Origin of the sequence: Halorhodospira sp. 9622 (assembly GCF_022228025.1) — a bacterium.
GTDB lineage: Bacteria > Pseudomonadota > Gammaproteobacteria > Nitrococcales > Halorhodospiraceae > Halorhodospira > Halorhodospira halophila_A.
In genome coordinates this window covers 44,185-67,008 of the sequence record NZ_JAJNRE010000003.1, presented here as the reverse complement: position 1 = coordinate 67,008, position 22,824 = coordinate 44,185, and the positions used below count along the sequence as shown (strand labels likewise).

The 22,824-nt window shown below is 63.7% G+C and carries 14 protein-coding genes and 1 pseudogene; 4 read left to right on the top strand and 11 right to left on the bottom strand.

Going from position 1 to position 22,824, the window contains the following annotated elements; all coding sequences use genetic code 11:
* Positions 1 to 106: 106 nt before the first annotated feature.
* The 3 genes and pseudogenes from LRG07_RS02545 to LRG07_RS02535 all read right to left on the bottom strand — a co-directional run bounded on the left by LRG07_RS02545 (position 107) and on the right by LRG07_RS02535 (position 4,834).
* Entirely contained in the window at positions 107 to 2,524 is a 2,418-nt protein-coding gene (locus tag LRG07_RS02545; protein ID WP_238641711.1) for a hypothetical protein, read from the bottom strand.
* Between the two features lie 221 nt (positions 2,525 to 2,745).
* Positions 2,746 to 3,908: pseudogene (locus LRG07_RS02540) on the bottom strand (IS3 family transposase).
* A gap of 359 nt (positions 3,909 to 4,267) precedes the next feature.
* Positions 4,268 to 4,834 carry a recombinase family protein gene (locus LRG07_RS02535; RefSeq protein ID WP_238641710.1) on the bottom strand — a complete coding sequence of 189 codons (567 nt, stop codon included), beginning with the start codon at positions 4,832 to 4,834 and terminating at the stop codon, positions 4,268 to 4,270.
* 435 nt (positions 4,835 to 5,269) lie between these two features.
* Between LRG07_RS02535 and LRG07_RS02530 the strand changes: the two genes are divergently transcribed.
* The 4 genes from LRG07_RS02530 to LRG07_RS02515 all read left to right on the top strand — a co-directional run bounded on the left by LRG07_RS02530 (position 5,270) and on the right by LRG07_RS02515 (position 16,003).
* Positions 5,270 to 7,042 (top strand): bifunctional diguanylate cyclase/phosphodiesterase, encoded by a 1,773-nt coding sequence (locus LRG07_RS02530; protein WP_238641709.1) that lies wholly within the window; start codon positions 5,270 to 5,272, stop codon positions 7,040 to 7,042.
* A 492-nt stretch (positions 7,043 to 7,534) separates the two neighbouring features.
* Entirely contained in the window at positions 7,535 to 11,467 is a 3,933-nt protein-coding gene (locus LRG07_RS02525; protein WP_238641708.1) for a PAS domain S-box protein, read from the top strand.
* 143 nt (positions 11,468 to 11,610) lie between these two features.
* A complete protein-coding gene (locus LRG07_RS02520; protein ID WP_238641707.1) occupies positions 11,611 to 12,879 on the top strand; it encodes an EAL and HDOD domain-containing protein in 1,269 nt (422 codons plus the stop codon).
* 16 nt (positions 12,880 to 12,895) lie between these two features.
* Positions 12,896 to 16,003 carry a PAS domain-containing protein gene (locus LRG07_RS02515; protein WP_238641706.1) on the top strand — a complete coding sequence of 1,036 codons (3,108 nt, stop codon included), beginning with the start codon at positions 12,896 to 12,898 and terminating at the stop codon, positions 16,001 to 16,003.
* Positions 16,004 to 16,616: 613 nt separating this feature from the next.
* On the opposite strand, the gene LRG07_RS02510 is transcribed toward LRG07_RS02515, so the two are convergent.
* Genes LRG07_RS02510 through LRG07_RS02475 form a run of 8 tightly spaced genes read right to left on the bottom strand, consistent with a single transcriptional unit; the run spans position 16,617 to position 22,766 of the window.
* Positions 16,617 to 18,173: a conjugal transfer protein TraG N-terminal domain-containing protein gene (locus LRG07_RS02510; RefSeq protein WP_238641705.1), complete on the bottom strand. Its 1,557-nt coding sequence runs from the start codon at positions 18,171 to 18,173 to the stop codon at positions 16,617 to 16,619.
* Positions 18,170 to 18,490 carry a histidine kinase gene (locus LRG07_RS02505; RefSeq protein ID WP_238641704.1) on the bottom strand — a complete coding sequence of 107 codons (321 nt, stop codon included), beginning with the start codon at positions 18,488 to 18,490 and terminating at the stop codon, positions 18,170 to 18,172. Before LRG07_RS02505 ends, LRG07_RS02510 begins: the two co-directional genes overlap by 4 nt.
* Positions 18,491 to 18,499: 9 nt before the next feature.
* Positions 18,500 to 19,897, bottom strand: coding sequence for an integrating conjugative element protein (locus tag LRG07_RS02500; protein ID WP_201173941.1), 1,398 nt, complete (start codon positions 19,895 to 19,897; stop codon positions 18,500 to 18,502).
* 17 nt (positions 19,898 to 19,914) lie between these two features.
* On the bottom strand, positions 19,915 to 20,964 hold the full coding sequence (locus LRG07_RS02495; RefSeq protein ID WP_238641703.1) for a TIGR03756 family integrating conjugative element protein: 1,050 nt from the start codon (positions 20,962 to 20,964) through the stop codon (positions 19,915 to 19,917).
* Positions 20,954 to 21,355, bottom strand: coding sequence for a TIGR03757 family integrating conjugative element protein (locus LRG07_RS02490; protein WP_238641702.1), 402 nt, complete (start codon positions 21,353 to 21,355; stop codon positions 20,954 to 20,956). The genes LRG07_RS02495 and LRG07_RS02490 overlap by 11 nt, the downstream gene beginning before the upstream one ends.
* Positions 21,355 to 21,987: a PFL_4703 family integrating conjugative element protein gene (locus tag LRG07_RS02485; protein WP_201173944.1), complete on the bottom strand. Its 633-nt coding sequence runs from the start codon at positions 21,985 to 21,987 to the stop codon at positions 21,355 to 21,357. Before LRG07_RS02485 ends, LRG07_RS02490 begins: the two co-directional genes overlap by 1 nt.
* Positions 21,984 to 22,343, bottom strand: a complete 360-nt coding sequence (locus tag LRG07_RS02480; RefSeq protein WP_238641701.1) for a TIGR03750 family conjugal transfer protein — start codon at positions 22,341 to 22,343, stop codon at positions 21,984 to 21,986. The genes LRG07_RS02485 and LRG07_RS02480 overlap by 4 nt, the downstream gene beginning before the upstream one ends.
* A gap of 9 nt (positions 22,344 to 22,352) precedes the next feature.
* On the bottom strand, positions 22,353 to 22,766 hold the full coding sequence (locus LRG07_RS02475; RefSeq protein ID WP_201173945.1) for a TIGR03745 family integrating conjugative element membrane protein: 414 nt from the start codon (positions 22,764 to 22,766) through the stop codon (positions 22,353 to 22,355).
* Between the last annotated feature and the right edge of the window lie 58 nt (positions 22,767 to 22,824).

The following is a 22,824-nucleotide window of genomic DNA, read 5'->3' as shown; positions in this document are numbered from 1 at the left end:
ATCCGTCCACTCTCGGACACCCGGCCTGCACGTGGGGATGCTGTGACGTTCACTGTGCCGAATGGCCAAGCCCATGGCGGGGTGTCACAAAGGCTATTGCGCCCGATCACTGCTCACCGCGTGTTAGCAGGCCCATGAAGCTTGTAACGGTGATGGCGACCAAGATGGCGCCGATGAACCGCTGAAAGAAAGAAAGCCAGTACATGAGATGCCCAATTGGGACGTTATAGAACCAAGCTTCTGTATTAGCCCGCCAGTAGCTCTCCGCGCCAAGGTCGAGGATGGGTATGAACATGTCGGCAGAATAAGCGAGGGCACTGAATGCTGGATACGTGCCATCGCTACCCTCAATGCTGCCGTGCCGAACCTGCATGAAAACCTTCTCATCATCGCAGTCAAACTTTGGGATATCCCACAATTCGGAGCCCCCGCAGCTTGCCGCACCACATCCGTACAACAAAGCACACGCTACGACTATGAAAAGTGACCAGGAAACTGTTTTCCACGGACTGAAGCCGTAGTCGGCTACACTGTCAAGGCAGCTACTGACAAAGCTCTGAAAACGTGTGGAATCCGGTGCCCGCCGTTCGCGTCGCAGCCGCGCGATCGCAACCTCTTTTGCGGCCACATAGTACCCCATCCTCCGTAAGACGGAGGCCGTCTGCCGCCATGGCTGGGGATTGAAATGGGTCGCCATGCCTTCGGCCGACTGGCGATCCAGCCATTTAATCCTCATTGGCCCGGCGCCTGCCGAATTGGTAGTGGGAGAGCCGGCTGGATTGACGAAATAATTGCATTCGAAGCCATGCAACAATAGTCCGGGAGGATTCTTCTGTTCGTTCGGTGGTTCAGGCCATCCACCCTCGGAATCCTCGAAAGCGTCACAATAGGCATGTGAAAGAGAGATTATGCCCCAAGGTTGCTTGTCCGGCATGATAAGCCGCCCATCCACCCTTGCATCCGTGAAATCAGCGACATAAAGAGCGCGTGCGGAGTCCTGCCCCGAAAAGGTGCCGATACGGTTGGGATCACTTTCCCCGTCTTCAAGCGCAAAACCGGCGGACATCAACGAACGAGCTTTTAGCTCAACGAGTCCCGTGAACCGCGTGCGCCCCGCATTGATACAACCATGAACGCAGGCACCTTTAAATTTAGTATCGCCGTGGACGTTGGCGGCCTGGAGGTCCAGGCTCACTGCGCGATCGGTTTTCAGCGTTGCTTCGCGAAAATCCAGGGTCTTTTCTATGGTCGCGGAGTAAAGAGCTATGACCCCCCTTTTTGTGGTGTTTGCTCCGCGCAGGAATATGCCTCCTCGAAATGTACCGTATTGTAATAACAGATTGTCGTGGAAGGTGGATCTTTCGGCCATGAATGGACCGTTGATGTTGGAGCCCGCGATGTCGAACAAACCCTTAATCTCGGCCTTACGCATAACCCAGCTGGTGGCTTTAACGCCTTGGGCAGTTATTGCCGGGCCCCCACACCCGTTGAAGGTGGAGTTGTCGGTTTTGACCTGGTCGGCGATTTCCGCGCTGGTCAACGCGAACGTGCCATTGACTTCGGCCTCTTGCATGAACCAGTCGTTGGCTTTGGCGTCTTGGGCATGGATGGCCCTGCCGCGCCGGCCATGCTCGTCTCTCTCACCGAAGAAAACTGCGTTGACCGCACTGAACTGACCAGAGAGTTTTGTGCTGTTAATCGTCAAAAGACCATTGACCTTGGAGTTATCCATGGCCCAGCGGGTTGCTTTGACGCCTTGGGCAGTGATTGCCGGGCGGCCACACCCGTTGAAGGTGGAGTTGTCTGTTTCGACCTGGTCGTCGATTTCCGCGCTGGTCAGCGTGAACGTGCCATTAACCTCGGCCTCACGCATGAACCAGTCTTTGGCTTTGGCGTCTTGGGCATTGATGGCCCTGCCGCGCCGGTCATGCTCGTCTTTCTCACCGAAGAAATTTGCGTTGTCTGCACTGAACTGACCGGAGAGTTCCATGCTGTTGATGCGTAAAAGACCATTGACCTCGGCGTTATCCATGAACCAACCGGTGGCTTTGACGCCTTGGGCTTTGATTGCCGGACCGCCACGGCCGCGAAAGGTTGCGTTTATGGCCGCGAACTGACCGTTGATGTACGCTCTGGAGAAGACGGCCAGTCGGTCGATAGTAGAATTGTTGAGAAAGACCCTTCCGTCAATCCGGGAATCTTCTAAAGTGAGCCCTTCTTTTAGGGTGCAAGTATCAAGAACAAGTGACGCCGGCGCACGCCTGTTTATTAAATCGATTTTTTTGTTAATAATGGCACCCCTAAGGAATAGACCGTTCGCGTGGAGGCGCCATTGCGGAAACTCTTTGTCTTCGAACGCGTTCGTCGCCAGATCCACGATTAGGGCGGCCGATACGTGTCGGTCTGTATCGTCCAGGGCTGAAAGATTGGCGATTCCGCCGTCGCGGGTGGCGTTGATAAGGCGTCGTTCGCCTTCGGTCCACCGCTCTTTGGAGGCGCTGAATTGTTGTTGGGAGTTTGTCATGGGTTACTCCTGTCGCTTTTTGAAGGCTGGATGAAAAAGCCGAAGGCGGCCTCGGGGGTGGGGGAGGCTATGATTGAAACTCGTTTTGTAAAAAGACCGTTGGTGCGGGCGCCTCTGCTCTGAGCGGGCCTTCTAGGCACTGGAGGTCGTGCAAAAGAACGCAATCGAGATCAGCGGAGAAGTCCACATGGTGTTCTGGTCAAGTCACAGCGGACACCCGGTTAAGCAACAGCGGCCATTTCCCTTTCGCGCGGTGTCAGATACCCGAGCGAAGAGTGATGGCGGTCGCTGTTGTACTCGAGTTCGATGAACCGAGCGATGTCGTCGTAGGCTGCCTGGCGGGTGCTGTATCGCTGCCCGCCCGTCTATTCGCTTTTCAGGGTTCCGAAGAACCGCTCCATTGGGGCGTTATCCCAACAGTCCCCCTTCCGGCTCATGGACTGGGTGAGTCCGTGACGACGTAGCAGCTCCCGGTATTCCGCCGAGGCATACTGGCTGCCGCGGTCGGAGTGATGGATGAGCCCGGGGGTCGGCCGGCGCCGCCCGATGGCCATCTCCAAAGCCCGGAGCGTGAGATCGGAGCGCATGTGCTCGGCCATCGCCCAGCCGACGATCTGCCGGTCGTAGACGTCGAGTACCGCCGCCAGGTAGACCCAGCCCTCGAAGGTCCAGACCGCGCTGATGTCGGCGAGCCAGACCTCGTTGGGCCGCGGCGCCGAGAAGTCCCGCTTGAGCAGGTTGGGGGCGACCGGGCGACGGTGATCGCTGAGCGTGGTGGCCCGGAAACGCCGGCGCTGACGGCACTCAACGCCCGCCTCGCGCATCAGGCTGCGGGCCCGGTGGCGACCCACCTCATAGCCCTCGCTGCGCAGCCGTGCCGCCATACGGCGGCTGCCGAGGCTGCCCCGCTTCTGCTCATGCAACTGCTCGACACGCTCGATCAGCATGCTCCGCTCCAGGGCCAGGGTCTCTCGCCGGCGCCAGTCGTAGTAGCCGCTGCGAGAGACCTCCATGTTCCGGCATAGCCGGTCGATGCTGTGGTTCGCCTTCTCCGCCTCGATGAACTCGTACCGCTGCACTATTCGTTGGCGAAGAAGGCCGTCGCCTTTTTTAAAATGGCCTTATCTTCCCGCAACTTACGGTTCTCCTCGCGCAAGCGGCGAAGCTCAGCATCGCGCTCGTCCTCGCCAGCACCGACCGAGCCGGGTGCCGGTGCGGCCTCCTGGCCATTGCCGTGCAGCTTCCGCTCCCAGCGATCGAGCATGCTGCGTTCGATCCCGAGGCGCCGGGCCACCTCTGCCTTGGTGTAGCCCTGCTCGCGGTGCATAGCCACCGCGGCCCTTTTGTACTCCCAGCTGTAACGGCGGCGGGTCGCCTTCCCCATGAGGACACCTCCAGTCTCTTTCCCCTTAGTGTGGCTTAGCTGGGGTGTCCGCTGCTATTGGACCACTTCATGGCAATGCCGATTAACCCGAAGCAGTCACAGCGTCCTTAGATTTAGCTCGCTCGGCGACTCAGCGGAGGGCTTGGTAATGCTTGCTGTCATGCCCATGTGGCAAAGGGGAGTCAGCCAAATACGCATCCATACGATATTCCGAGGCTGGTGTGTTTGCGAGGTACGGTACCTCACGGATGCGTTTGATGCATACTGTGGACGCTCCGGGTGCGGCAAGGTTTGGGGGTATTGTGGGACACGGCGCAGCCGGCAGAGGCGATCGCCGCTGAGCGGTAGGGGCCGGGCGGTTAGGCGTGCCAGTGCCGCTTAACGGTCGCTAGGCCCTTGCCGAGCTCTCGCGCTACCTGGCGTTGCGAGTAGCCACGCAGCTTGAGCTTTTGGACCGCGGCGGTCGTGGCCTTAGCCGGCGGGCGCCCTGGGCGTCGGCCCTCGCGCCGAGCTCGCTCCAGTCCCTCCGCCGTGCGCTCTCGGATCCTGTTGCGCTCGAACTCCGCGAAGGCAGCGAACATCTGCAGGATGAGCTTGCCGTTGGCGCTGGTCAGATCCGGGGTCGGGAGGTCGAGGGAGACCACGGATAGCTGGCGCGCGTGCAGGGCCTCAATGGTCTGCTGTACATCGATGGCGTCGCGGCCAAGGCGGTCTAGCTTGAGCACGATGAGGCGGTCTCCGGGCTCTAGCTTGTCGTCGATCAGCCGACGGAACTCGGGGCGTTTGCGAGCTTCCACACTGCCGCTGACGTGCTCGACGACCACTCGGTGTTCCTGGATATCGTAGCCCGCTTGGCGGATAGCCCCGATCTGATTCTCGGGGTTTTGCTCAACGGTGCTCACGCGGCAATAGGCGAACGTGCGCACAAGTGGCCTCCTGGCATCATAAAAGGACCGTTAAATGACCCCTGCCGGTTTCTGCGCCGTCGGGTATCAACAATATAGGGCTATCGTTTGATGAGCCCAGGTGGAATATGATCCCCCTATTGATGATACCGAACGCCTGAGCGCTGATCTGCACTGCACGGTTGGGTGACCCCCGGCCACCGGAGCGGGTAGCGGCAATGACCCATCGCGAGGTGGCGGCCCGCTGGGCCGTTACGGCGTAACAGAATGCGCGAGGTGACATGAGCCGTTGTGGCGTGAATCTGGTCCGCGTCGATAACGATATCCCATTGGAAGCGGTAGAACACGACTTCGACCGAAACATGGGCCGCCCCCTAACCAGCGGTGCTGGTGATCGTGGGACCGGATCGTCTACCCTCGGCCGTATCGAGGCGCTGACAGGGAGTCTGACCCACGATGACCGGGAACCACACGGATGGCGCCGTGGGGGTGCTCCAGGCGCTCACGGACTCGCTGACAGCGCGGGACGGCCAGAGCCTGCTGGAGGCGGCGATCAGCCAGGCAGGCGAGGCGATCATTATCACCACTGCCGAACTCGAGCCGCCGGGGCCGCAGATCATCTACGTCAACGAGGCCTTCACGCGCATCACCGGCTACACCCCGGACGAGATCGTGGGGCAGACGCCGCGCGTGCTGCAGGGGCCGGACACGGAGCGCGAGGTACTGGACCGACTCAAGGCGGACCTGCGCGACCACGGCTGGTTCGAAGGGGAGGCCTGGAACTACCGCAAGGACGGCTCCCGCTACCGGGTGCGGTGGAACATCGCCCCCGTCACTACCCCAGACAGCGAGGCCCGCTACCTGGTCACGGTGCAGCGGGAGGTCACCGAGCTCCACCGCCTTGAGGCCGAGCGGCTTCACTACCACGCGAACTTTAATCCCCGCACGGGGCTACCCAACCGCAAGTACACGCTGCAGCTACTCGAAGATGCGCTGCGCCGCGCCGAGCGGCTCGACCAGGAACTCGCCGTGGTGGCCGTCGAGATCCGCGACTTCGCTTCCATCACCCAGGGCATGGGCGAAGAGCCCGGCGATGCGCTGCTCGATACTCTGACCTTCGGCCTGCGCAAACAGCTCGCCGGCCAGTCCCACTTCCTTGGTGTCGCCGCCCGCGGGCGCATCATCGCCGTCCTTGAGCGGCTCTCGGAGGCGGAGCAGCACTTCACCGGGCTCCTCCACGAGCTGCTCGAGGGGGTCAATCGGGAGCTGGCGACCCAGCGCGAGCGAGGCCCGCTCGCCTCGGCGTGTGCCGGGGCGGCACTCTTCCCCAACGACGGCCAGGAGGCTGACGCGCTCCTCGGGCAGGCCGAGGCAGCCGCGGCCAACGCCCTCGCGAACGGCACCTCCAGTATCAGGCTCGCCGATGCGCAGGCTGGCGCACGGCTCCGGGAGCAGCTCGCGCTCCGCGCCGATCTCCAGCGGGCGGTGGACGACGGGGAGCTCTACTTGGCCTACCAGCCGCAGGTCGATCTCGGCTCGGGGCGCATCGTCGGCGCCGAGGCCCTCCTGCGCTGGGATCACCCGGAGCGCGGCCCGGTCTCGCCAGGAGTCTTCGTACCGATCCTCGAGGCATCGGGGCTGATCAACCGGGTTGGTGAGTGGACGCTGGAGGCGGCGGCACGCCAGGCTCGGGCCTGGCTGGAGCAGGGGTATCCGATGCAGGTGGCGGTCAACCTTTCGGCGCGGCAGGTGCACGCCAGCGACCTGGTCGGCTTGGTATCCCGGATCCTCGACGACACCGGGCTGCCGCAGGGCGCCCTGGAGCTGGAGATCACCGAGACGCTGCTCCTTGACCTCGACGCGGATACCCAGGCGGTCTTCCGGGAGCTCTCGGCGATGGGCGTCCAGCTGGCACTGGATGATTTCGGCACCGGCTACAGCGCCCTGGCCTATCTCCAGGCCCTGCCGCTGACCACGCTTAAGATCGATCGCGCCTTCATCGGCGACATCGGCAACTCCGCCAAGTCCGAGGCCCTGGTTCGTGGGATCGTGAGCCTCGCTCGCGGGTTGGGTATGCCGGTGGTGGCGGAGGGGATCGAGAGAGACGCGCAGCGCGCCTTCGTCCAAGGGCTCGGGTGCGAGCGCGGCCAGGGTTTCGGGCTCGGGCGCCCCATGCGAGCGGACCAGCTCACCGAGCTACTCGAGCGCGGCGAGCGGCCCGCTCCCTGAGGGGGGCACGGCCTTATCCGCGCCGCCGGGCGCCGGCGCTGCTCTCACCCCTTCTACGACTGAACCACTGGTTGTCCACTTGGGCGGATCGCGGTGTCATCTATATGAATCTTCAAGTGTCCGGCCGCACTACCGCGCTCTTGCTGGAACTCGACCTGCGGCGTCGTGCGTCCTTGATAAAAGCCCCAGCCTATGTATGACTAGGCCATGTCAGTGGTTGAGCCACCACCCTGCGCTTTTTGTGATCGGCGAGCTACGGGGCTGCAGTGATAACCGGATCAGATGGCTCGACTCCCGTCTTTGCTGGTCCGTCCAAAGCGCTCAAGGAGGAGTGTGTCTGGTATTTTGCCCTTTCGTACCATGCAGAACATTCACATTACCGGCACCGATGGCTCACCGGCGCCGTGAGTCATCTCCTCGAGGCGTCGGCCGTCGCAATGGCCTTCACTAACAGGACTCTGTTACGCCGCAATCTCGGGAATACACCAAGCGATGCCTTCCGGGTCTAGCCATTCGGATACGCAGAGCGCCGAGCTTTCGTCAAGCATCGGTGGACTCGACCTCGCTCGTGCCAGTCTCGACGCTCTCAACTCCCACATTGCCGTGATTGATACCAAGGGACAGATCGCGTTCGTGAACGCGGCGTGGCGGCATTTCGCAAGGGAGAACGCAGGCGCTGGCCCCAGTCTGGAGGTCGGGGGGGACTACCTGGGGGTTCTGAAAGGCGCCATGGAGGCCCGCGAGCCCAACGCAGCCCAGGCCTACGACGGCATCATGCAGCTGCTGGCCGGCGAGACAAGCTCGTTTGAGCATGAATATCCCTGCCATGCCCCAGATCGGGAACGCTGGTTCCTCATGCAGGGTACCCCCCTGATCGAGCAGGGTCAGATCCGCGGCGCCGTGCTCAATCATCTGGACATTACGGACCGGTACCTAGCGGAAAGGTCCCGACAGCGAAGCGAGCAGGCCTTAGGTACGGCCAATGAGCGCCTTGAGCAGGCCGAGCGCATTGCGCGGTTGGGGCATTGGCGCGCCTACCCGGAATCCGGGGAGCTGATCTGGTCTCCAATGATCTACGAGCTCGGTGGCTTCTCTCGTGAGGAGGAGCCGAGCCTTGCCGAACTCCTCAAGCGCGTCCCGCAGGAGGATCGCCATCAAATGGCGGAGTTCCAGCTTCTGGACGATCCGGGGCGGACCGCCTGCGAGGGATCTTACCGGTTTCGGCATCCGGATGGACGCCTCCTATGGGTGCGCGAGGTCGCGAAGCAGTGGTGGGATGGCCAGGGCCGCCGAGTTATCCAGGGCACGGTCCAAGACGTGACCGACTATCAGAAGACGCTGCAGGCCCTGCGTCAGCACCAGCGCCAGCTCGAGGCCATCTTCCACCGGTCGAGTTCGATCGCCCTGATCCAGACGGACGCGGCGGGTGTGATCGAGGAGGCCAGCCGGGGCGCCGAGGAGCTGCACGGGTACACGCGTGATGAGCTCATCGGCGAGAGTGTGCGGCTGTTCTATCCGCCGGAGGAGCGGCATGTGCCGGGCCGGCTCCTGGAGCGCTTGCGCCACGAGCGACGGGAGATCACCGAAGAGGTCCAACGTGTACACCGCTCCGGGTCGGTATTCCCGGTCCTGCTGAGCCTGGTGCCCATCCTTGACGACACCGGCGAGCTCACCGGCGTGATCAGTGCCGCGATGGACCTGAGTGAGCAGACGGCCGAGCGGGAGCGATATCGCCTGGCACAGGAGGCAGCTGGCTTCGGCGTCTGGGACTGGGATCTGCAGAACGACACCATCCACCGGGACGCGGCCTGCTGGCGCATGCTTGGGCACGACCCGGCAGACGGGTGCCCCCTAAATTTCGGCGATTTGCGCAGTTCGGTGCATCCGGAAGATCGGGCTCAGCTTGAGCCCACGCTATGGCGGTTGATCGAGCAGGGCGAGCCGATCTCTCTTGAGTTCCGCCTGCGCTGCGCCGATGGCGGCTGGCTCTGGGTCCAGGGGCGGGGCCAGACCGTGCAGCGCGCCTCGGACGGGCGCCCGCAGCGCCTGATGGGGACGTACGTCGACATCCAACAGCTTAAGGCGACGGAGCAGGCGCTGCGCCGGCGCGAGCAGGAACTCGCCGAGGCCAAGCGGATCGCCGGGCTGGGGCACTGGGTCTATGACATCCCCTCCGGCTTGGTGCACTGGTCAGATGAGATCTACGGCTTCTATGGGTTGGACGAGTCGGAACATGTTTTTGACTTAGATACCTTTTGGGCTCATCAACTGGCCGAGGAAATTCCAGCCCTCAAGGAGGCCATCGAGCGCACTCTAACCACGGGAGCACCGTACGAGATCGAGCACCGCATCGTGCGAGCAGATGGCGGTGAGCGGATCCTGCAAGAGCTCGGCTATCCGGAGTTCGACGTCGACGGAAGCCCATGCATCTTGCGCGGCACGACGCAAGATGTGACCCAGCAGCGCCGGACCCAGCGCGAACTTGCCGAGCGCGAGGCCCATTACCGGGACCTGGTCGAGAACCAGCCGTTGATGATTGAGCGCTTCCTGCCCGATACCACCATCACTTATGCCAACCCTGCCCTGGGGGCTTACCTTGGTAATGAGCCGGAGCAGCTCATAGGCCAGCGCTGGATCAACTTCCTGCCCGAGGATGAGGGTGAGCGGGCGCAAGCGTATTTGGCGAGCTTCACGCCGCAGGAGCCGGTGCGCCACCATGAGAACACCGTGATAAGCGCGGATGGTCAAACCTATTGGACCCTTTGGAGCAACCGCGCCTTCTTCGACCAGAGCGGCGCGCTGAGCCACTTTCAGGCGGTGGGAGTGGACATCACCGAGCGCCGCCGCGCCGAGCAGGCCGAGCAGCAGCTGCGCGAGCAGCTCCAGGAGCGGCAGCGCGAACTGGAGGCGATTTTCGAGGCTGCCCGTTCTGTCAGCATCGTCAAAACCGACCTGGAATCAGTAATCCTGGAGGCCAGCACCGGCGCTGAGGAGCTGTTCGGTTACGCCCGCGAGGAACTGATCGGCAGCCACGCCAGCCAATTGGTGACCGACCCGGAGGTAGACCACGCGCACGTGACACGGCTGGTCCGGGAGCGCGAGCCGCTTCGCCGAGAAACGGAGCTGATCCGCCGCGACGGCAGCACCTTCCCGGCGCAGTTGACGATCCACCCGGTCACCGATCATCGCGGCGATGTGGTAGCCGCGGTCGGCGTGAGCCTCGACATGAGCGACCAAAAGCGTGCAGAGCGCGAGCTTAAGGAGGCAGTGGAGGCCAAGACCACCTTCCTGAACGCCGTCAGCCACGACCTGCGCACACCGCTCAACGCCCTGATGGGCTTCCTCGAGCTGCTCGATGAACCCGGGCTTCCGGAACAGCAGCATGCCGAGTATATAAAGTATTGCCGCCAGGGCGCGCAGCGGCTACTCGGCCTCATCGACTCGCTGCTCGATCTAAGCCGCTTGCAGGCGGGCCGGCTGGCGGTGACGCCGGCCCCCTTCAATCTGCACGCGTTGATCGACTGCCAACATGCCGAATTTCGACATCTTGCTGCGGAGCGGGGATTGGAGCTGGGCTGCCGGGTCGATCCGCATTTGCCGCAGTGGGTCGAGGGGGATGCCACGCGGCTTGCCCAGACGCTTTCGAACCTGCTCAGCAACGCCGTGAAGTACACGGATGAAGGCCGGGTGGACCTTGAGGTTGTCCCGCAGGAAGGCGAGCGGGTCACCTTTCGGGTGCGCGATACCGGCCCGGGGATTCCGCAGCCGGCGCAGGAGCAGATCTTCTCGGCCTTTGACCGGGGGTATTACGCCGGCGCACAGCGTGGGCACGGACTGGGGCTGGCCATTGTGCGGGAGCTGCTGAGCCTCCTTGGCGGCGAACTCAACCTGGACAGCGCGCCGGGGCTCGGTACCACGTTCAGCGTGACCGTGCCCTTGCCAGCGGTGGCTGCACCCGCCGCCAGTTCGAGAGCCGGTGACGGGGACCCTGGTGGGGTGGAGTCGTCTCAGGCTATCGATGTACCGGAGCACTCCCTCCGCGTACTGGTCGCCGATGATGAGCCAGCGAACGTGATGCTCGCCCGGATCATGCTGGAACAGCTTGGCTGCTCGGTGACCACGGCCGAGAACGCCGCCGACGCTCTGGCTTCTTGGGGTGAAGGGGCTTTCGATCTGCTGGTGCTCGATCGGGCCCTGCCGGATCTGTACGGGGAGCAGGTGGCGGAGCGCATCCGCGCCCAAGAGCAAACCAAAGGATCTCCGGGGGTCCCGATCGCCCTGTACACGGCTTACGGCCGCACCGAGGTGTCTGACCTGCTCGGCGGCGCGCTCTTCGATGCGTACTTGGGCAAGCCGCTGGATCGCTCGGAGCTCAAGCGCCTGGTGGAGTATGTCGCGCATCACACCAGACTGTCCCGCCTCTGATGCTGTCGGGCAGAGCGGCAAAGCGACCAAGGAGTTCTCGAGCCCGAGTTCTCCGAAGGCATGCTGAGGTGGCACTATGCGTTCGAAATGTCTAGAGACCGGGAAGCGGTGCAGGGACCAGCGCTGAGCAAGAAGGGCGAGATATGAGTGGCGAACCGGAAGCGGAAGTTCCGGGGCAGATCCGTGTGGCGCGGCAGCCAATCTACAATCGCGACCTCGAGGTCTGCGGCTATGAGCTGCTCTACCGCCAGGGCGATGCCGAGCATGCTGCCTTCGACGACGGCGATGCGGCCTCAGCGAGTGTGATCGAGCACGCCCTCCACTCCCTGAGCCTTGCGCAGCTCACCGGTAACCATCCCGCCTATATCAACCTGACGCGGCGTTTTTTCGTCGAGGATCTCATCCCCTTCCACCCGGATGAGGTCGTCCTAGAGCTGCTTGAGCACATCGAGCCGGACAAGGACCTGCTCCTCGCCCTGCGGCGGCTCGCCAGCAGGGGGTACCGCCTTGCCCTGGATGACTACATCCTCGGCCAGGATGAGCGCCACTGGCTGATCCCTTACGTGAGTGTGATCAAGGTCGATGTCCTCAATATGTCTTACCAGGAGGTAGCGCGCCACGCTCGATGGCTTAAGCGCCACGGGGGTCCGGAGCTCCTCGCGGAGAAGGTCGAGACCCACCAGATGCTTGAGCTGTGTCGCAAGGCGGGGTTCAGCTACTTCCAGGGCTTCTTCCTCTCACGGCCTGCCACGCTGAGGGGGCAGTCGTTGAGCACGGACCGGGTGGCCATCCTCGAACTGCTCGCGGAACTCTACAATTCCGAGTTCGACATCGCCCGCGCTGAGCGCCTGATCAACCATGATCTGTCTTTGAGCTACAAGCTGTTGCGCTATCTCCGCTCCCCGGTCTTTGCGGCCCGTGATATCGACAGTATTCGCACCGCCGTCCTCTATCTGGGGCAGCGCGAGCTTTCTCACTGGGCCCTGCTGCTCGCGCTGGCATCGGTTGAGGGGCAGCCCGCCGAGCAGATCCGCTCCCTACTGATCCGCGCGCACGTTTGCAGGGAGCTGACCCGCCACCACTATGGGGGGTCGAATTCGGACGTTGCGTTCACCATCGGTCTGTTCTCGGGCCTTGATGCAGTCCTCGACCTGGCCATGGACGAGATCTGCGATCAGCTGCCCCTCGAGGCGGAGATCCGCGAGGCCTTGATCCATCGCGCAGGGCCCTACGGTTGTATACTCGCCGCGGCGATCGCGCAGGAGCAGGCGGACTGGTCGCGCCTCGATGAGTTTTCCATGCCTGCGAGGCAGCTCAACCGGTTCTACCTGGAGTCCGTTCGCAGGGCGGACGAGCACTATGCCGCACTCGCACAGAGCGCTGGACGTCGTCAGTCCAACCCTGGAACGTGAACCGGGTATTCGGTCTATGTACTCAGCCCTGATTCCGTCGGACGAGACCGCGCGCCAGGCCGCCCTAGAGCGCTACGCGATCCTCGACACCGAGCGCGAGGACGCCTACGAGCGAATCATCCGGATGGTCTGCCACATCTACGCCGCACCGATTGCCACGGTGACGTTCGTGGATCGGGATAGGCAGTGGTTCAAATCTTCGCGCGGCATTGATGACTGTCAGACGTCACGGCAGATCTCTTTCTGCGGCCATGTCGTCTACCACGCCGAGCCGTTGGTGGTGGATGACACGCATCAGGACGCGCGCTTCCACGACAACCCGCTCGTCACCGGACCACCGTATGTGCGTGCCTACGCGGGCGTGCCGATTGTCTCGCCGGACGGCTTCGCCGTCGGCGTGCTCTGCGTGCAGGATCAGCGCCCGCGCGAGTTCTCTGGCGCGGACCTGACTTCCCTTCAGGACCTGGCGCAGATGGTCACCGACGAGCTGGAGTTGCGCCTTGCCAGCCGGGAGCTGGAACAAGAGCGCAACCTCTTCCTCGGTGGCCCAACCGTCGCCTTCGTCTGGGAGCCGGAGCCGGGGCGCTGGCCCGTCCGCTACATCTCGCCCAACGTGACCGAGGTCCTCGGCTATCGCCCGGAGGAGTTGGTAGGCACCGCCTATGGTGCGCTCATCGACGCGCAGGACCGCGAGCGGATCGCCGCCGATGAGCGCGCTGCGGCTCACCGGTGCGCGGCGAGATCGACTCAGCCCATTGAGCCCTCCCCCTATCGCCTGCAGGCCGCTGACGGTTCATGGCGCTGGATCTACGAGTCCTCGGTGATCGACTTCGACGAGCAAGGCCGCTGGATCGCGATCCGGGGCTACATCAACGACATCACCGAGCGGGTCGAACGCGAGCAGGCGCTGGCTGAGGCCAACGAGCGTCTCGCAGAGACGGAGCGCATCGCCCAGATCGGGCACTGGCGCACCTACCCGGATTCCGGGGCGGTGGAGTGGTCTCCAATGACCTACGAACTCTTGGGATTCGATCCGCGTGGACCTGAGCCAAAAGTGGCTGACCTGTTGGAGCGAATTCCCTACGAAGATCGCCACCAGGTGGCGGAGTTCCAGTTCCAGGCCGATTCGGATCGCTCCGCGTGCGAGGGAACGTACCGGATTCGGCGCCCGGACGGACGCGTGCTCTGGGTGCGTGAAGTAGCGCAGCAGTGGCGCGACGAGCAGGGTCGCTGGGTGATCCAGGGCACCATCCAGGACGTCACGGAATACCAAGAAACCCTGCAGGTGCTGCGCGAGCGCCAACGCCAGCACGAGGCCATCTTCCAGCACGCGCGTTCGATCAGCCTCATCCGCACGGACACCAACGGCGTGATCGAGGAGGCGAGCCAGGGCGCGGAGGTGCTGTTCGGTTACCCGCGCGCTGAGCTCATTGGGCAGAACGTGGGAATGCTCGCCTCGCCGGACGAACAGAACCCGCCAGCTCAAGTCCTCGAGCGAGTTCGCCTCGAATGTCAGGAGTTTACCGAGGAGATTCGACCCATACATCGTACCGGTAGGGTGTTCCCGGCTTTGCTGAGCGTGGTCCCGATCCTCGATGAGGGCCAAGAGATTGTCGGGCTGATCAGCATCTGTATGGATCTCACCGAGCAGGCGGCTGAGCGCGAACGCTACCGCATGGCACAGGAGGCGGCCTCCTTCGGTGTTTGGGAGTGGGATCTGGAACGTGATGCCATCTACTGGGACGAGGCCTGCTGGCGCATGCTCGGCCACGACCCGGCCGATGGGCGCACACTGGGCTTTGCGGATTGGCAGGCGCAGGTGCATCCGGACGACCTGCTCAAGGCCGAGCGCGTTGTCTGGGCGAAGCTTAATCGGGGCGAGCCCTTCACGACCGTGTTCCGCTACCGCCGCTCTAATGGTGGTTGGCTCTGGGTGCAGGCTCGCGGCCAGATCGTGGAGCGCCATCCGGATGGCCGGCCGCGTCGGCTGATGGGCACCCACGTGGAGATCGAACGGCTCAAACGCACCGAGCAGGAGCTTCGCCAGCGAGAGCACTGGCTTGGAAGCTTCCAGTCGATTACGGGTAGTCCTTACCAGACGCTGGATGAGAAGCTCTCTGAGGTGCTGCGGCTGAGCACCGAGGTCATGGGCCTGCCTTGTGCGCGTCTCAGCCGCCTCGGAGAGGGTACGTGTACCATTCGTGCCGCCTATCCGGAGTGCGACGCGGTCCCGACCGGGATAGTCAAAGAATTCTGCGCCGCCTGCTGCGTTCACCGGATCGCCGAGGAGCCACAGCTGGTTGAGCCGTGGCTTGAACGGGAGGAGGGCAAGAGGCCTCATACCGCTCGAAGGGACGGCCCCGTGGGATTTGCCGGCGGAGACGGCGCACGGCGGCTGAATCCGCTGTGCGACGAGCACCATGACGCCGTGGGCGCCTACTTCGCCGTGCCGCTCTGGGCCGGGGCGGTGCGCTACGGGGTGCTCCTGATCTACGGTCCCGAACCCCGCGCGCCGCTGACCCGCTTCGAGCGCCAGTTCCTGCGGCTGCTCGGGCAGTGGCTTTCCTACGAGCTGACGCAGGAGGCGCAGCGCGAGACGCTCGCCGAGCAGGCTGAGCGGGATGCCCTGACCGGCGCCTATCGGCGTCCGCCGTTTGAGGACAGCCTGGGGCAGGCGTTGGGGCAACGGCGTCGCTACGGCACGCCCGCGGGGGTGCTCCTGCTCGATATCGACCATTTCAAGCCGCTGAACGACACCTACGGTCACGCGGTCGGAGATGAAGTCCTACGCAAACTCGTCGAGCGCCTGTGCGGCGAGCTGCGCGAGCCAGATCTCTTGGCCCGATGGGGTGGCGAGGAGTTCGCTATCCTGGCTCCGGAGACGGATGCTGCGGGGCTGGGCAGTCTCGCCGAGCGGCTGTGCGAGAGCGTGGTGGCTTCACCGCTGACGGATGAGGTCGGGCTAGTCTCGGTCAGCATCGGGGCCACGTTGATCGAGCCCGATGACGATGCCGACGCGCTGATCGAGCGCGCCGATCGGGCCCTCTACCGGGCCAAGCGGGCGGGGCGGAACCGTGTCGTCTTTCAAGGCCGCGAAAAGCCCACGCAGGGTGGCGCCTCGTAGCGCGTGACCTTGCCCCTCATGGTCCGAGCGAGCAAGCTGGATTTATTTGCCGCAGTCCGGCGCGTGGGATTCTGGGGGCGAATTGAACCTTGTGGCGGTCAGTGCCGAGTAGAGCGCTAATCGGGCGTCGAGAGGGGGCGGTGCGCTCTCGACAAGGCTTTGGCCCATAAAGTCGGTCGAGATGACAGGCTCCAGGAGCCTTGACATACAGCGTTCAAGTAGGCGTTGATTAAGAAACGGCATAGATGTATCTCTGCCGCGGAGGTGGGCTATGGAACTCATCGTCCTCATCGCACTTATCTTTATGCTCTGGCTTCTTGTCCAGCTGGGGGTTGGCATCTACCACCAAGGGCTCCGTCATGGCCTCCGGCGTTGGGCGCGGGGGCTACCGCGACTTACAGAAGCGGTGGCGGGGTTTGGCGGCGAGCTCGTTTCGCTAGGTGCTCGTAACGTATGCGAACGGGCGAGAACGAACCCAGCCCCCCCTGCAGAACATCAAAACCACGCCGGCGAGAGCGAGATTTACGCTATAAAGGAAATGAAATCAATGGACGATTATCTCATGGGTTGGCCTTATGAACCGCCGGAAACGCGAAGGGACGCATGGTGAACTCTATATGTTCGCTTGCTTCCTCCCTTCATTGATTGCTCCTTGACCGCTGCGCGTTCCGGCGTTCTGCACGGAACCAGTGGTCGAGGAGCTCGCAGCGTTGATCTGGTTAAGAGCCTTGTATCCCCCCCAGCCCATCAAGGTCGTAAAGACCAGCGGCAACCCGATGTGCAGGAGCCCGGTGATGATCATAAGCATCGTCCCCTGGGTTCCGCCGTCGGGGCTGAGGAGGTTGCCGACGTTGCTCGCCGCGAGGTAGGAGAGCGTGTCAGGGTGCATGGCCCGTACCATGTTCTCCTCGAGCCAGATCGAGACGGACCACAGGTAGTCCCACACCTTGATCAGCACGATCCCGAAGGTCGCGACGAACACGGTCTGCCAGCTGTAGAGGGAGATGATTAGCAGGAAGGGCAGCAACATGATGATGCCCATGAGCAGGAAGGACTGGATCATGGGTGCGGCCGAACGGATCGTGTACATCATTGGCCCGTGCTCGACCGTATCGTACCAGGCTGTGCCCAGCCCGACCGCGACGGTCGAGAAGACCCGCTCGTGCAGGCCCTGCCCAGCGGTTTCGTCGGTCGCGACCAGGTCGGCGGAGGCGATCGGCGCGCTGCTCGCTTCGTTCTGGATGATCCGCTGGATCATCGCATCCTCGACCTCGTACTGCTCGGTTCCGTCAGCGAAGTCTGCCCACACCTCGTGGAGCCGATCCCAGAACCCCGGTTCCATCTGCTCGAGGATCCGTTTGCGCAAGCCGGGGCCATCGAGGCCGACGTCGGCGTTGCCGGTCCACCACTCGTGGCAATAGGGCCGACCATGCGGAGGAGGGTGGTTGTCGTCGTAGTAGGCGCCGCTGCGCTGCTCCTCGTAGTCCCACCCCTCAACCGGCTTTGATGCCTGGTAGCGCTGATAGTAGGTGTTCAGGTAGACGTAGGATCCGATGTACTGTGGATCGTCCTCGCCGTAGTCATCGAGAAGCGGGTCCACATCCGGACGCTCACGCTGATAACGCGAGCGTGCCGGAATGAAGCAGTCCTCGACGAACTGCTCGACCTCGGCGGCCACCTGCTCGTCGTTGATCCGCTGCCGGTCGAAGTCGAGCCGCGTCTGAACGTAATCCTTGGGGCAGCCGAGCCCGTCAATGGCCGCTCCCGTGATGCCGCTGCCGATCGCCAGTGTCCCGTACCACCACGCCGGCACCTGCGCCGGGGTAATGTAGTTGTCGAAGACGTCGTGGTAGGGCGTATCCGCCGGGTCGGTATTCGTGCCACAGGGATCCTCGTACTCAAGCACGGATGTTTGTAGCTCGATCATCGGCTGCGCTGCCAGAACCACGACGGAGAACGCCATGATGATGCGCAGCTCCATGGCGTGGACACTGCGCTTCGCTCCGGCCTTCGCCTCCATGCCCGTGTAGGCATCGGAGAACGCCTGGACGAGAAAGACGAGGAACGGGATGTAGGCGATCCCGGTCCCCGTCAGAATCTCCCAGATCGTCTCGTACTGCATCCACGCGAATACGAGGGTGAAGGCTTCGAGCGGATGCTGGACGTTCATAGCAGCCTTACCAGCCGAGGTATCAGGTCCTGGCCGAGCAGGGCCTCCAGGACCAACAGCCACAGGGCCACCTGCCAGCGGGCGTCGTGCAGGAGCAGCCGCTGGTGCGGCGTCAGGTGGTTCCCAAGGAACTCGACAGCGCAAGGCCAGGCCGCAACGACCGCAGCGATCAGGCCAAGACGCCAGAGGATGAGCACCCCTTCGAGCTGGGCGAGTCGTTGCTCGATCACGCCGGCGGGCTCTACGGCATACCAGAGGAGGGTGCCGATGATCGCCACCGCAAACAGGAGAATCAGCCCTAGGCAGGTGCGCAGCATCGCCGTCTCCTAATCGTCGAGCTCCTCAGGGATGCCGTCGCGGATGCGTTGCTCCGGCACCGGCGTCGGGGCAATGGCGCCCCGAGAGGCGTCACGCCGACGCTCGCCTTCCTGGAGCAGGTGCTCAGAGGTGTGTGAAACGACCGTTCGGCGGGCTTCGATCTCCAGCATTAGGTTCTCGATCTCATCGTCGAGTTCGTCCAGGGCGTCGTCGATCTTGTCCTGTGCCGGGCCGGCGCGTGCGATCGTGGGCTCGCCGCGGCCGGTGAGCAGCATCCGGCGCACTGATAGGGCGCGCTCCATGGTCCGCGCCATGCTGATCTCTTGGGCGAGGCGCCCGGCGGCCAGCTGGCGTTCCTGGGAGGGCATTTCGTCGAGGGCTTGCGCGAGCTGTGGGGTGAAGCCGACTCCCGGTGCCTGTAGGTCGGCGAGGTGGTCCTCGGTGAGGGCGTCATCCTCCATGGCCTGCAGGAGCTCGGCCATGTCGTCTTGCACGCTTTCGCGTTCGGTTTCGAGTTGAGGAACGATGCCGTGACCGGGTAGGGACTCGCTCTGTTCATGCTCGCCGGTCCACAACTTGGAATCCCCCAGGACACCGGGCTCGCCCGCATCGGGGTCGCCTACGGCCCAGTCCTGGATTTGGTCTACGGTCGTGTTCCCAGGCTCCGGCTCCCAGATTTCTTCCATGCGCGTGTCGTCACCGGCCGGGGCCCCTTGCATGATGGTCTGGTAGCCCGCATCCAGTGCATCGCTGACGGGCTCGACTGGAGGCTGGCCTTCGCCGCCGCGGCGTTCCCCGCCGCTGCCGGGGGTGCCGTCGTACCAGATCAGGCCGCTGTCGGCGGCGTTCTCCTCGACATGCTCCTCCGCTCGGACGATGTCGTCCTCGACCCCCATCTGTACCTGCCATTCGTCACCCTTGGACAGGGTTACCAGGTCGGAGTATGGGTTGGTCTCCCCTTCGGCCAGCTCTTGCTCGATCTGCTCACAGCTCTTGGTGGCGAGCTCGAGGGTCTCCTCAGCGCGCAGGAGCGTGTTCTGCATGAGGTCGTAGAGGCCAGGGTGGGCTCGTTGGAGCACGAGTGCTGGCAGGGATGCGACGGCGGCATTGGCCGCGTCCACCATTTCATCGACCATGGCATCGGCCCCGTCGGCCACCTCCTGGAGCTGGTTGCGAACGGTTGTAACCGGGTCAAATTCACCGCAGGAGTAGCCGGCGCTCAACTTAGACCCGAAGCCTAGGTCCATGGTGGTGACGTTGGGTTGCAGGGGAGGGTTCCACGGTTTAGCCCCACCGATCTCGTAGTACCACACGCCGTCGTCCTCTGGAGGCGTGAGGGGCTCGTTGGCGAGCACAGCGGATGGGGCCGCAAGGGCGATGGCTGCAAGGCTTACTACTCGACGCATGGCTGACTATCCCCTTGTTACCAGCTCACGGAGGTGATGAAGGATCCCTCCCGTTCGCAGCAGGAATACCGCCGCCACATCGACCAGACGTAGTCGCCGTCCAGATCGGTGCGTGACGAGGATGTTCCCCCGGCCCAGCCGTCGAGCCCGTCGAAGCGGTCATCGACGCCGAGAATCTCGCAGGAACTCTCCGAGCGCGGATGGTGCATCTGGAAAGTCCCGGTCTCCGCATCGGCCGGCTCGAGCGGATCCGGCAACCACACGCGATAGCCCGCTGTGGAGGTTGTGCCGCCACTGGAGAGGTGGTCGTAGACGCGCGCTGGTTCCCCCGACCGGGTGGTGATGTGTCCGGCCCGGAAAGCTGCCATCCCCGCGGCCTTGGCGTCTTCCGGCTGTGGCGTCTGTCCAACCCGCGGGTAGACAGCGCCCCAGGTCTGGAGGCCCCAGCTGCCGTCCTCGCTCAGCTCCTCGATGCCCGGAAAGGGCTTATGGGCGTGGGCGACGAACTCGACAACGCCCAGCCGCCACTCGATGGCGTCGATCGCCGACTGGTAGTAGGGCGTCATCATGTCGGCCGCGGAGGGGCAGGGGCCTTCGGGTAGCGGTATATCTTCTACGATGTCTGCTGCTGGGTGGCCGATCGCGTCGGCCTCTTTGTAGGTCACCGTGGCGTGGTTCCGCGCCGGCCTGGAGTCATGTTGTGCGCCTTCACCGGGGTCGTAATCGATCAGCGCAGCGAAACCTTGCTCCAAGGCGAGCTCCTGGGCGTGCCCAAGCGTCTTACGGATTTCCCGCCACGGGTTTTCTGCGGCCTCGTGATAGGCCGAGATCACGAGGTCGGGGATATAGTGACCGAGTCGGATCGAGGTGCGGATCGAGCAGCCAGTCCAGCTGCAACGGAGCCAAAAGCACACCCCCTCGAGGCGGAAATCGAGACAGGAGGGGAGGGCGCTCATCGTGTCTTGGGTGATGTCGATAGTGTTCACCTCTGCCCTCGCGGCCGGAACGAGGCCCAGCATGAGAGCAGCTGCGACGCAGACGGGCCGGGCCATCGATTTAAGGGTCATCGTTAGCCTCCTGCAGGTGCTGACGGGCCTCGTCCGGATCCGCGACGCCGTAGACGACGGCCGTGCGGTCGAATACGACAGCCGGGACCTGGTCGATCCCCAGCGCGATCGCGAGTGCGACGGCGCGTAATGCTCTCTCTAGCTTCTCCTCCTCCGTGTCATCCACTAGGCGCCGTGCCGTTTGCAACGCCTCATCGGGATGGTCGGGCAGCTGCGCCTCAAGAGCGCTGATGCGCTCCTGGGCCTCATCCACGCGGTAGATCGTGACGTCCGAAGGGGCGGTCTGCCGCGCATGCGTCTCGTCCGCGACGAAGACCTCGACGCGCTCCGCGGCTGCGCCGGTGAGCGGCGCCAGTATGACCACCAGCAGCAGTGGAAGGCCCCTTAGCATCATTCGGGCTCCTCCACACGGGTCTCCAGGCGCTCGGGCTCGCCGGTGTATCCGTCCAGGGCCAGTCCCCAGGGGTTGCCTTCGGGGTCGACCTCGAAGCGGACGATGCGCAGCGGGTAGCGCACCTCAATGTCCTTGACGAGCTCGCCGTCGATGTACTCTTGGATCTCGACGTCCAGGAAGACCTGCCAGGTGTCGTCGCCGAGGCGTTCCACGCGAGCGGGCTCAAAGCGGGCGCCCGGGATCTCGCGGATGTAGCGGGATCGGTTATCGAGCTCGCCGCTCTGGGCGCGTCGTTCCAAGTCCGCCTCTTGGACCTGGAGGAAACGGGGAGTCATGTAGCTTTGCAGCCGCCAGATATTCTCGGGGTACTCGTCGGCGCCGTCGTCTTCCCAGCGCCAGAGCTGCTGCCAGATGTAGAAGGTGAAGGTATAGACGACCGGCTCAGGGATCTCGCCGGCCTCCATCACCCCGCCCGTGCGCAGCTCCGGGGTCTGATGGACCCGAATATCCTCGGGCGCGGTATGCCACCCCCACCACAGGCCGGCACATGCCAGGGCCAGCCCCGAGGCCAAAACCCGGAGTGTGCGAACATGCGCCCAGCAGGTGTCGATCTCTTTGCGATGTCTCATCTGCGCCCCACGTCCCAGATGCCGCTTCGGAGAATGAGCGGCGCGCCCATCACGCCAGCCCTATGCAGGGCCAGCCGGCAGCGCTGCTGGTAGTAGCCGGTGGGCCGACCCTTCTTGATCTTCTGGAAGATCGTGGCCGCGATGAAGACCGTGGCAAGCACCATGATGGCGGCGCCCCCGACGCCCATCATGGCGCGGCCGAATAGCCAGCCGATGGCGATGCCGACCGGAAGCCAGAAGATGGTTCCGGCGACAAGGATCGCCACGAGTTCGGTGGAGGAGCACCCGCGGAACACAGGAGGCTCCTCGTTAAGTCGCTCCGCCATCATCCGGCGCTCGCCAGCGGTCTCCACCATGGTCCACCCTCAGGCCACCGCAGGCATGGCGCTATGGAAGGTCATGCCGGCGTCGATAACGTCCTCGGTGGCCGTCGTCAGCAGGAACGTGATCACCAGGAGCAAAGCGCCGCCGGCAATGCCGAGCAGGCCGACCTCGCCCCACTCAGCCCGACCATTGCGGGCCTCGTTGAACTTGGTAAGCCCGGCCCAGGCCACCCAGACAAAGCCGGCAATGCTGACGACTGTTGCCAGGACAACCGCGCCGTCGAACAGGTACCCCTCCATCGTGGCGAGCCAGTCCTCGTCGGCCGCGCCATGCCCATGATCAGGATCCTCGGGGGAGGGCAAAGTCCCCTGCTGAGCCATGGCCCCAGCGGGACCAAGCAGAAAGAGGGAGAGGGTGGCTTCCCTGATCCGTTGCCAAGTGCTGCGTGCGGGCATGATTGATCCTCCTCAGTGGAAGTGTCGCCGGGCCTTGATGGCCCAATTACCGGGTCCG

Bases quoted from the DNA above. Each gene is read 5' to 3' on its own strand.
- LRG07_RS02525 (WP_238641708.1), top strand. From the start codon at position 7,535: ATGCCTTCCGGGTCTAGCCATTCGGATACGCAGAGCGCCGAGCTTTCG.
- LRG07_RS02515 (WP_238641706.1), top strand. From the start codon at position 12,896: ATGTACTCAGCCCTGATTCCGTCGGACGAGACCGCGCGCCAGGCCGCC.
- LRG07_RS02520 (WP_238641707.1), top strand. From the start codon at position 11,611: ATGAGTGGCGAACCGGAAGCGGAAGTTCCGGGGCAGATCCGTGTGGCG.
- LRG07_RS02530 (WP_238641709.1), top strand. From the start codon at position 5,270: ATGACCGGGAACCACACGGATGGCGCCGTGGGGGTGCTCCAGGCGCTC.
- LRG07_RS02500 (WP_201173941.1), bottom strand. From the start codon at position 19,897: ATGCGTCGAGTAGTAAGCCTTGCAGCCATCGCCCTTGCGGCCCCATCC.
- LRG07_RS02480 (WP_238641701.1), bottom strand. From the start codon at position 22,343: ATGGTGGAGACCGCTGGCGAGCGCCGGATGATGGCGGAGCGACTTAAC.
- LRG07_RS02510 (WP_238641705.1), bottom strand. From the start codon at position 18,173: ATGAACGTCCAGCATCCGCTCGAAGCCTTCACCCTCGTATTCGCGTGG.
- LRG07_RS02505 (WP_238641704.1), bottom strand. From the start codon at position 18,490: ATGCTGCGCACCTGCCTAGGGCTGATTCTCCTGTTTGCGGTGGCGATC.
- LRG07_RS02485 (WP_201173944.1), bottom strand. From the start codon at position 21,987: ATGAGACATCGCAAAGAGATCGACACCTGCTGGGCGCATGTTCGCACA.
- LRG07_RS02495 (WP_238641703.1), bottom strand. From the start codon at position 20,964: ATGACCCTTAAATCGATGGCCCGGCCCGTCTGCGTCGCAGCTGCTCTC.
- LRG07_RS02490 (WP_238641702.1), bottom strand. From the start codon at position 21,355: ATGCTAAGGGGCCTTCCACTGCTGCTGGTGGTCATACTGGCGCCGCTC.
- LRG07_RS02475 (WP_201173945.1), bottom strand. From the start codon at position 22,766: ATGCCCGCACGCAGCACTTGGCAACGGATCAGGGAAGCCACCCTCTCC.
- LRG07_RS02545 (WP_238641711.1), bottom strand. From the start codon at position 2,524: ATGACAAACTCCCAACAACAATTCAGCGCCTCCAAAGAGCGGTGGACC.